This is a genomic window from Streptomyces carpinensis (genome assembly GCF_002154505.1).
GTDB lineage: Bacteria > Actinomycetota > Actinomycetes > Streptomycetales > Streptomycetaceae > Streptomyces > Streptomyces carpinensis.
Genome location: NZ_MUBM01000009.1, coordinates 1 through 8,774 on the forward strand (window position 1 = coordinate 1; position 8,774 = coordinate 8,774).

An 8,774-nucleotide genomic window follows, 5' to 3' on the forward strand; every position below is an offset into this window, starting at 1 on the left:
GACCACGTCGTGCATCTCCCGGGCGATCCTCGTCCGCTCCTCGTTCCGGGCCCACTCGGCCCGCTCCTCCGCCCGCTCCGCGAGCAGCTGCAACTCCCGCTCCAGACTGTCCGCCCGCTCCCGCAACGACTCCATCAGCCGCCGCCGGGCCCCCACGTACAACCCGAGCAGAAGAGGAGGAGCCGTCAGCCCCAGCGACGTCGTGACCGCGGCGAACGGAACGAACCAGTCCCCGAGCGAGAAATCCCCCCGGGCCATGTCCTGCCGCACCCGCACGAACGTCACGATCATCGTGCCGAGGAACGACATCCCGGCCAGCGCGCCGATGATCCGCCGCGGCAGCTCACACGTCGCCAGGGTGTACAGCCCGACGATCCCCATCAGGAAACCCATCTGGGCCGGCGTGACGGCGATCGCGACCAGCACCACGGCGATCGGCCACCGCCGCCGGATCAGCAGCACGGACCCGGCCAGCGCCCCGAACACGACTCCGACGGCCACCGGAACCCCGGCGTCCCGCGCGAACGGCACGCCCTCGGCCCCGCACTCCACCGCGGACACCAGCGCAAGGCCCCCGTCGAGCGCGGCACTGCGCCATCGCGCCCACCACCACGGCCCGGTCCGGGCCGCCCGGTGCTCTTCCCCCGTCCTGGTCATGCCCTCCAGCCTACGGGCGCCCACCCCGGCTTTTCCGGCGAGTTTCTCGTGCCGGACTGTGACCACACTCCGTAATCGAATGTCACCGAAACCGGCCGGTATCCCTCGAACTGCTGAACAACCCCTGTTCGAGCCCGGAACCAGGCATTCCAGCCACACGGTATGCCTAAGGCACATTCATCCGGCAAGTACGCCGACTTCGAGGGACTACGGGAGCGGGCGATCGCGCTGCGCCAGGCGGGACTCAGCCGACGGCAGATCCGGGACCGCCTGCACGTCGACAACAACGACATCCTCAACCGCCTCCTGGAAGGGGAACCGGCTCCGGAGTGGACGAAGCGCCCGAACGCGAAAGACGACCTGCGCGACAAGGCACGCGAGCCCCGCGTCCAGGGCTGGACCTACGACCAGATCCAGGCGGAGCTGGGGTGCTCGAAGAGCTCCATCTCGTTGTGGGTGCGGGACCTGCCGAAGCCTGAGCGGCAGAAGCGGACCCGCGAAGAATCGTCGGCGATCGCAAGGCGGGGCTGGGAGGCCACACTACAAAGCCGCGAGAAGGAGCGCCGGCACACGAAGGCGGCCGCCAAACAAGCAGTCGGCAGCCTCTCCGACCGAGAGGTCTTCCTGGCGGGCGTCGTCCTCTACTGGGCCGAGGGCGCCAAGGACAAGTCGTACAGCCGCCGCGAGAGGCTGCACTTCATCAACAGCGACCCGAACGTCATCAAATTCTTCTTGAGCTGGCTCGACGCACTTGGCGTGGAACGCCGGCGTCTGCGCTTCCGGGTGAGCACCCACGAGTCGGCCAACGTCACGGATGCCGAAGAGTTCTGGGCCGAACTGGTGGGCGTGGAGCCCTCCGCATTCCAGAAGGCCACACTCAAGAAGCACAACCCGAAGACAAGCCGGAAGAACACCTCGGAGGCCTATCGCGGCTGCCTGGTCATCTACGTTCTCCAAAGCGCCGACTTGTATCGTCGCATGGAGGGCGCCTGGTACGGCATAGTAGAGGGCGCCGCTCGGCAGCCGGGCTGAATGTCCGGTTTAGTCGATATGATCCCCCGTGGTGTAATTGGCAGCACTGTGGCTTTTGGTGCCATCTGTCCGGGTTCGAGTCCTGGCGGGGGAGCTCAGTTGGTTCGGGTCCTGACCCACACAGGGTCAGGACCCGCTCTCGTCTCCCCCTCGCCCCACCCCGGTATCCTGCGGATGTCCACCCCACCCAAAAGCCGAAGGGCATCCCGTGAGCGCCATTCGCCCGGCAGCCGTCGTCGTTCTCGCAGCGGGTGAGGGCACCCGTATGAAGTCGGCCACACCGAAGGTCCTGCATGAGATCTGTGGCCGTTCCCTGGTCGGTCATGTGCTCGCCGCCGCGCGCGAGTTGAAGCCCGAGAACCTCGTGGTCGTGGTGGGGCACGCGCGGGAGAAGGTGACCGCGCATCTCGCCGAGGTCGACTCCCAGGTCCGCACCGCCGTGCAGGAGAAGCAGAAGGGCACCGGGCACGCCGTCCGCATGGGGCTGGAGGAGCTCGGCGGGTCCCTGGACGGGACCGTGGTCGTCGTCTGCGGGGACACGCCGCTGCTCACCGGTGACACGCTGCAGAAGCTGGCCGCCACCCACGGCGAGGACGGCAACGCCGTCACCGTGCTGACCGCCGAGGTGCCGGACGCCACCGGCTACGGCCGGATCGTGCGCGACGGCGACAGCGGTGCCGTGACCGCGATCGTGGAGCACAAGGACGCGACCGAGGCCCAGCGCGCGATCCGGGAGATCAACTCCGGGGTGTTCGCGTTCGACGGGCGGCTGCTCGCCGACGCGCTGGGCAAGGTGCGGACCAACAACAGCCAGGGCGAGGAGTACCTCACCGACGTCCTCGGGATCCTGCGTGAGGCCGGTCACCGGGTCGGGGCCTGCGTGGCCGGCGACCACCGGGAGATCGCGGGGATCAACAACCGCGTGCAGCTCGCCGAGGCCCGGCGGATCCTCAACGACCGGCTGCTGACCGCCGCCATGCTCGCCGGGGTGACGGTCGTGGACCCGGCGACCACGTGGGTCGACGTGACCGTCACCTTCGAGCAGGACGTCACCGTTCTGCCGGGCACCCAGCTGCACGGGTCGACGCATCTCTCCGAGGGCAGTGTGGTCGGGCCGAACAGCCGGCTGACCGACACCCGGGTCGGGGCGGGGGCGCGGGTGGACAACACCGTGTCCTACGGGGCCGTGGTGGGCCCGGAGGCGTCCGTGGGGCCGTACGCCTATCTGCGGCCCGGTACGCGCCTCGGGCTGAAGTCCAAGGTGGGTACGTACGTGGAGACGAAGAACGCCGCGATCGGTGAGGGGACGAAGATTCCGCACCTGTCCTACGTCGGTGACGCCACGATCGGTGAGTACACGAACATCGGTGCCGCGAGCGTGTTCGTGAACTACGACGGGCAGGACAAGCACCACACCACGGTGGGGTCGCACTGCCGTACCGGTTCGGACAACATGTTTGTGGCGCCTGTCACGATCGGGGACGGCGCGTACACCGCCGCCGGGTCCGTGATCACGCGGGACGTACCGCCCGGTTCGCTGGCCGTGGCCCGTGGCCAGCAGCGGAATATCGAGGGTTGGGTGGCTCGCAAGCGTCCGGGGAGCGCGGCCGCGAAGGCGGCCGAGGCGGTGTCCCGGAAGCCCGAGGGCGAAGCCTGACCGGAAACGGGTGCGCCAAACACGGCGTACCGTGATAAGTGCACACCCGCACCCCCACCAGCTGAGACGGCCTCTCGCGCACGGTTGACACGGTTGACGAGGTCATCTCGACATCCAGCTGCGAACACCCTCTGAGGAGACACTGCTGTGACCGGGATCAAGACGACCGGCGAGAAGAAGATGATGTTCTTCTCCGGCCGCGCCCACCCCGAGCTTGCCGAGGAAATCGCCCACGAGCTGGGTGTCGGGGTGGTCCCGACGAAGGCGTTCGACTTCGCCAACGGTGAGATCTACGTGCGTTATCAGGAGTCGGCCCGTGGTGCGGACTGCTTCCTGATCCAGAGCCACACCGCTCCGATCAACAAGTGGATCATGGAGCAGCTGATCATGATCGACGCGCTGAAGCGCGCGTCGGCCCGCTCCATCACGGTGATCGTGCCGTTCTACGGTTACGCGCGGCAGGACAAGAAGCACCGGGGCCGTGAACCGATTTCGGCGCGTCTGGTGGCCGATCTGATGAAGACGGCCGGTGCGGACCGGATTCTCACGGTCGATCTGCACACGGACCAGATCCAGGGCTTCTTCGACGGTCCGGTGGATCATCTCTTCGCGCTGCCGCTGCTGGCGGACTACGTGGGCAACAAGGTGGACCGTTCGAAGCTGACGGTGGTGTCTCCGGACGCCGGCCGGGTGCGGGTGGCGGACCGTTGGTGCGACCGGCTGGGCGCGCCGCTGGCGATCGTGCACAAGCGGCGTGACAAGGATGTGGCGAACCAGGTCACCGTGCACGAGGTCGTGGGTGATGTGAAGGGCCGGATCTGTGTGCTGGTGGACGACATGGTCGACACCGGTGGCACGATCTGTGCGGCGGCGGACGCGTTGTTCGCGCATGGCGCGGAGGACGTGATCGTGACGGCGACGCACGGTGTGCTGTCGGGTCCGGCGGCGGATCGGCTGAAGAACTCCAAGGTGAGCGAGTTCGTGTTCACGAACACGCTGCCGACGCCGGGTGAGCTGGAGCTGGACAAGATCACGGTGCTGTCGATCGCGCCGACGATCGCGAGTGCGGTGCGTGAGGTGTTCGAGGACGGTTCGGTGACGAGCCTCTTCGACGAGCAGTAACGATCACTCTGTGACTCCTCGCGGGTCTTTGTAGATCGTTTTTGGTTACGGCCTCCCTCTCCGAGTAGACTGCTGCAGTTGCTCGGCGAGGGAGGCCGTGGCCGTCTTCGGGCGGATACGGCGGTCCGTAATCGACGCGCTCTTCGTAGCAGGCCGTTCGTGTGGCCGGGTGACCGCATCCCCTACTTCTACGAGGAGTGAAGAGCATGTCCGAGGTGAAGCTCGCCGCCGAGACCCGTACCGAGTTCGGCAAGGGTGCCGCGCGCCGCATCCGCCGTGACAGCAAGGTTCCGGGTGTTCTCTACGGCCACGGTTCCGAGCCGCTGCACCTGACGCTGCCGGGTCACGAGCTGCTGCTGGCGCTGCGTACGCCGAACGTCCTGATCTCCCTGGACATCGACGGCAAGACCAACGAGCTGGCGATCCCGAAGTCCGTGCAGCGCGACCCGATCAAGGGCTTCCTGGAGCACGTGGACCTGCTGCTGGTCAAGCGTGGCGAGAAGGTCACGGTCGAGGTGCCGGTGCACACCGAGGGCGAGCTGGCCCCGGGTGGCAACCTGCTGGAGCACGTCCTGGCCGCGCTGCCGGTCGAGGCCGAGGCCACGCACATCCCGGAGCAGGTGACGGTGTCCGTGGAGGGTCTGGAGGCCGGTGCCTCGATCCACGCCAAGGACATCGCCCTGCCGAGCGGTGTGACGCTGGCCGTCGAGGAGGACGCCGTCGTCCTGCAGGTCCTGGCCGCGCAGGCCGAGGAGGCCCCGGCGGGCGAGGAGACCGAGGGCGAAGAGGCCGCGGAGGCCTGATCCGCGGTTCGGCCGTGACCCACAGCGGTGGCTTGTCCAGCCGTTGCTCTCTTCGGGGAGCAGCGGCTGGTGCCGTATCAAGGAGAGATGGACGTGACCACCCCGGCGACTTCCGCGCGTGACCCCTGGCTGATCGTCGGCCTCGGCAATCCCGGACCGGAGTACGCCATGAACCGGCACAACGTGGGGTTCATGGTGGTGGATCTGCTGGCCGACCGCATGGGAGGCCGGTTCAAGCGGGCGGGCAAGGCGCAGGCGCAGGTGGTGGAGGGGCGGATCGGTCCGCCTGGTCCGGAGAGCCGCCGGGTGGTCCTGGTGAAGCCGATGTCGTACATGAACCTGTCGGGCGGTCCGGTGAACGCGCTGCGGGACTTCTACAAGGTGCCGGTGGCGAACATCGTCGCGGTGCACGACGAGCTGGACATCGACTACGGCACGCTACGGCTGAAGCTGGGCGGCGGCGACAACGGGCACAACGGTCTGAAGTCGATGACGAAGGCGATGGGCGCGGACTATCACCGGGTGCGGTTCGGGATCGGGCGTCCGCCGGGCCGTATGCAGGTGGCGGACTTCGTCCTGAAGGACTTCGCGGCGGCGGAGCGCAAGGAGCTGGACTACTTCGTGGACCGGGCGGCGGACTCGGTGGAGTGTCTGCTGGCGGAGGGGCTGGAGCGGGCGCAAAGCGCGTACAACTCCTGACTTGTCCGGCCCCGGGTGGGCCGGGAGTTGACCGGGTGTGGGGGGATGGCCAATGATCCCGGCCATGCCTGCCGCCGCAGCCACCGCCCGTCGTTCCCGTCAGGCCCGCACGAACCGCACGGCCCGCAAGGCCGCGCGTAAGGCGTCGTTCGCCGCGTTGCGGTTCGGGCGGGTCGTGTCGATGGGCGCGGTCGCCGTGCTCATCCTGATCGCGGGTGTGTGGGCGTCGTGGAGCACCGTGCCGTACGTGGTGCTGACCAAGGGGCGGGAGCGGGGGACGGTCGAGGTGACGCGGTGCGCCCACGGCACGTGCAGCGGCCCGTACACGCCCTTGTCGCCGGGGTCGGCGGCCCGCGACCGGGTGGAGATCGGCTCGGCGGCGGTGCGCAAGGGGCGGACGTACAGCGTGGTGGTGAAGCCGGGCACCGACGAGGTGCTGCGCTCGGGCCCGGCCGGGATCCTGTACGCGTGGGCTCCGCTGGGCGGCGCGCTGCTGCTGGCCTCGGTCGTGGTGGCGGGCGGCCTGCGGCTGACCCGGGTGGCGTGGGTGCTGGCGGGGTCGGGGGTGGCGCTGCTGACGGGGGCTTTTCTGGCGCTTTGACGGGCCTGGGTGTTCTCCACGCCGTGGGAGACGGGTTTGTTCCCGGTTCGTGATTGACGGGGCCAGGGGTGCCGCTGGGAAGCTGAGCCGCCCCCTCCACAGTCTTCCTGTTCGATTCTCGAAGATGGACTGCCCATGCGTACCCTGATTCGCGCCGGCGCGCTGTCCGCCGGTGTCTCGGCGGCGCTTGTGCTCGCTCCCGCAGCGCACGCCGCCTCGCACGCCTCCCGGCCCGGTGACAACGGCACCGTGAAGATCCATGACGCGAAGACCGGCGAGGAGTTGCGCCGGAACGAGCCCCACGTCTGCACGTTCTATCTGGACGCCTTCGGATTCGACGGCGTGCAGGAGGTGCACTGGCACATCGAGGCGTGGGCCCCGAAGGCCGCCACCAAGGGTGAGACCGTGAAGTCCGGCGACATCACCCTGAACGCCCGCGGCCACGGCCGTACGGAGGACCTGTCTCTGCCCGACGGGCACTACAAGCTGTTCTGGAACTTCGACGGCGAGAAGGGTGCCGCGAAGCACAAGGTGTTCTGGACGGACTGCGCGCCGGAGCACGGCGGTTCCGGCTCGACGCCGGGCGGGCCCGGCTCCACGCCCGGCGGTCCGGGCTCCGCTCCCGGCGGGACCGACACGCCGGGAGCCTCCGCGTCACCGACCGCGGGGGCGTCCTCTTCGGCGCCGGCTTCCTCTTCGGCGTCGGCTTCCTCGGCTGCGGCTCCCGCCGCCTCGTCGTCACCGTCCGCGCAGGGCGGCGCGAGCGGCGACCTCGCCGCGACGGGCAGCAGCGCCCCGGTGGGTCTGCTGTCGGGCGTCGCGGCCGCGCTGGTCGGGGCGGGTGGCTTCCTGGTGCTGCGGCGCCGGGCCCGCCGCGGCTGAGCGGTCCGCCGGACGAGGAGTGCCCCCGGGCTCGTACGAGCCCGGGGGCGCTGTCGTGCGTGGCGGGGTCAGCCGGTGTTGCGCAGGCCGGCCGCCACGCCGTTGACCGTGAGGAGCAGGGCCCTGGAGAGCAGCGGGTCGGGCTCCTCGTCCGCTGCCGCCGCGTCGCGCTGCCGCTTGAGCAGGGCGACCTGGAGGTAGGAGATCGGGTCGAGGTAGGCGTCGCGGATGCTGAAGGTCTGCTTCAGGACGGGCTGGGCGTCGAGGAGTTCGCTCCCGCCGGTGATCTTCAGGACCTCGCTGACGGTGAGTTCGTGCTCGGCCTTGATGACGTCGAAGATGTGCCGCAGCTCGTCGGGGACGAGGGTGTCGACGTAGTGCTGGGCGATGCGCAGGTCGGTCTTGGCGAGTGTCATCTCGACGTTGGAGACGAAGTTGCGGAAGAAGTGCCACTGTCCGTGCATCTCGTCGAGCACGGTGTCCAGGCCGGCCTCGCGCAGTGCCTTCAGTCCGGAGCCGACGCCGAACCAGCCGGGGACGATCTGCCGGGACTGGGTCCAGCCGAACACCCAGGGGATGGCGCGCAGTCCGTCGAGCCCGGCACCGGAGTCCGGGCGGCGGGAGGGACGCGATCCGAGGTGGAGGTCGGCGAGCTGGTCGACGGGCGTGGAGGCGAAGAAGTACGCCGGCAGGTCGGGGTCCTCGACGAGGCGGCGGTAGGCGGCGTGGGCGGCGTCGCTGACCACGTCCATGGCGGCGTCCCAGCGGGCCAGGGCCTCGCCGGACTGGCGGGGGGCTGTGTGCAGGGCGGAGGCCTGGAGCGTCGCGGCCACCGTCAGTTCCAGGTTCTCCCGGGCGAGGGAGGGGATGAGGTACTTGTCGGAGATGACCTCGCCCTGCTCGGTGACCTTGATCTCGCCCTCCAGGGTGCCCCAGGGCTGGGCGAGGATGGCGTCGTGGGTGGGGCCGCCGCCGCGGCCGACGGTGCCGCCGCGGCCGTGGAAGAGGCGCAGCCGTACGCCGTAGCGGTGGGCGACGTCGCGCAGGCGGCGCTGGGCCCGGTGGATCTCCCACTGGGAGGTGGTGATGCCGCCGAACTTGGAGGAGTCGGAGTAGCCGAGCATGACCTCCTGGACGTCCCCGCGCAACGCGACCAGCCGCCGGTAGGACGGGTCGGAGAGCATGTCCTCCAGGATGGTGTCGGCGGCCTTGAGCTCGTCGGTGGTCTCCAGCAGCGGCACGATGCCGATCTTCGCCCAGCCGGCGTGCAGGTCGAGCAGGCCGGCCTCGCGGGCGAGGACGGCCTGCTCGACCTGCACGC

Annotated in this window: 8 protein-coding genes, 1 tRNA gene and 1 pseudogene; 8 read left to right on the forward strand and 2 right to left on the reverse strand. The window is 69.4% G+C overall.

The window, feature by feature from the left end:
• A pseudogene (locus BZY54_RS01445) lies at window positions 1–657 on the reverse strand (sensor histidine kinase); the annotation flags it as partial.
• A gap of 162 nt (window positions 658–819) precedes the next feature.
• Between BZY54_RS01445 and BZY54_RS01450 the strand changes: the two are divergent.
• The 8 genes from BZY54_RS01450 (at window position 820) to BZY54_RS01485 (ending at window position 7,453) form a co-directional block, all read left to right on the forward strand.
• Window positions 820–1,689 carry a hypothetical protein gene (locus tag BZY54_RS01450; protein WP_086722502.1) on the forward strand — a complete coding sequence of 290 codons (870 nt, stop codon included), beginning with the start codon at window positions 820–822 and terminating at the stop codon, window positions 1,687–1,689.
• A gap of 22 nt (window positions 1,690–1,711) precedes the next feature.
• Window positions 1,712–1,783: transfer RNA gene (locus tag BZY54_RS01455), tRNA-Gln, on the forward strand.
• Between the two features lie 114 nt (window positions 1,784–1,897).
• Window positions 1,898–3,346, forward strand: coding sequence for a bifunctional UDP-N-acetylglucosamine diphosphorylase/glucosamine-1-phosphate N-acetyltransferase GlmU (gene glmU, locus BZY54_RS01460; protein ID WP_086722503.1), 1,449 nt, complete (start codon window positions 1,898–1,900; stop codon window positions 3,344–3,346).
• 147 nt (window positions 3,347–3,493) lie between these two features.
• Window positions 3,494–4,468: a ribose-phosphate diphosphokinase gene (locus BZY54_RS01465; protein ID WP_086722504.1), complete on the forward strand. Its 975-nt coding sequence runs from the start codon at window positions 3,494–3,496 to the stop codon at window positions 4,466–4,468.
• 206 nt (window positions 4,469–4,674) lie between these two features.
• On the forward strand, window positions 4,675–5,271 hold the full coding sequence (locus BZY54_RS01470; RefSeq protein WP_086722505.1) for a 50S ribosomal protein L25/general stress protein Ctc: 597 nt from the start codon (window positions 4,675–4,677) through the stop codon (window positions 5,269–5,271).
• A gap of 87 nt (window positions 5,272–5,358) precedes the next feature.
• On the forward strand, window positions 5,359–5,970 hold the full coding sequence (gene pth / locus BZY54_RS01475; RefSeq protein ID WP_086722506.1) for an aminoacyl-tRNA hydrolase: 612 nt from the start codon (window positions 5,359–5,361) through the stop codon (window positions 5,968–5,970).
• Window positions 5,971–6,022: 52 nt separating this feature from the next.
• Entirely contained in the window at window positions 6,023–6,571 is a 549-nt protein-coding gene (locus tag BZY54_RS01480; protein ID WP_086722507.1) for a hypothetical protein, read from the forward strand.
• 135 nt (window positions 6,572–6,706) lie between these two features.
• The gene (locus BZY54_RS01485) at window positions 6,707–7,453 is read left to right on the forward strand and encodes an LPXTG cell wall anchor domain-containing protein (protein ID WP_086722508.1); all 747 of its coding nucleotides are present in this window, start codon (window positions 6,707–6,709) and stop codon (window positions 7,451–7,453) included.
• 68 nt (window positions 7,454–7,521) lie between these two features.
• On the opposite strand, the gene BZY54_RS01490 is transcribed toward BZY54_RS01485, so the two are convergent.
• Window positions 7,522–8,774 (reverse strand): phosphoenolpyruvate carboxylase (locus BZY54_RS01490; RefSeq protein ID WP_143667970.1); only part of this gene is annotated, 1,253 nt, incomplete at its 5' end.

What these genes read in the sequence shown, in the direction of transcription:
- BZY54_RS01485 (WP_086722508.1), top strand. Translation starts at nt 6,707, where the DNA reads ATGCGTACCCTGATTCGCGCCGGCGCGCTGTCCGCCGGTGTCTCGGCG.
- BZY54_RS01480 (WP_086722507.1), top strand. Translation starts at nt 6,023, where the DNA reads ATGATCCCGGCCATGCCTGCCGCCGCAGCCACCGCCCGTCGTTCCCGT.
- pth (WP_086722506.1), top strand. Translation starts at nt 5,359, where the DNA reads ATGGACGTGACCACCCCGGCGACTTCCGCGCGTGACCCCTGGCTGATC.
- BZY54_RS01450 (WP_086722502.1), top strand. Translation starts at nt 820, where the DNA reads ATGCCTAAGGCACATTCATCCGGCAAGTACGCCGACTTCGAGGGACTA.
- BZY54_RS01470 (WP_086722505.1), top strand. Translation starts at nt 4,675, where the DNA reads ATGTCCGAGGTGAAGCTCGCCGCCGAGACCCGTACCGAGTTCGGCAAG.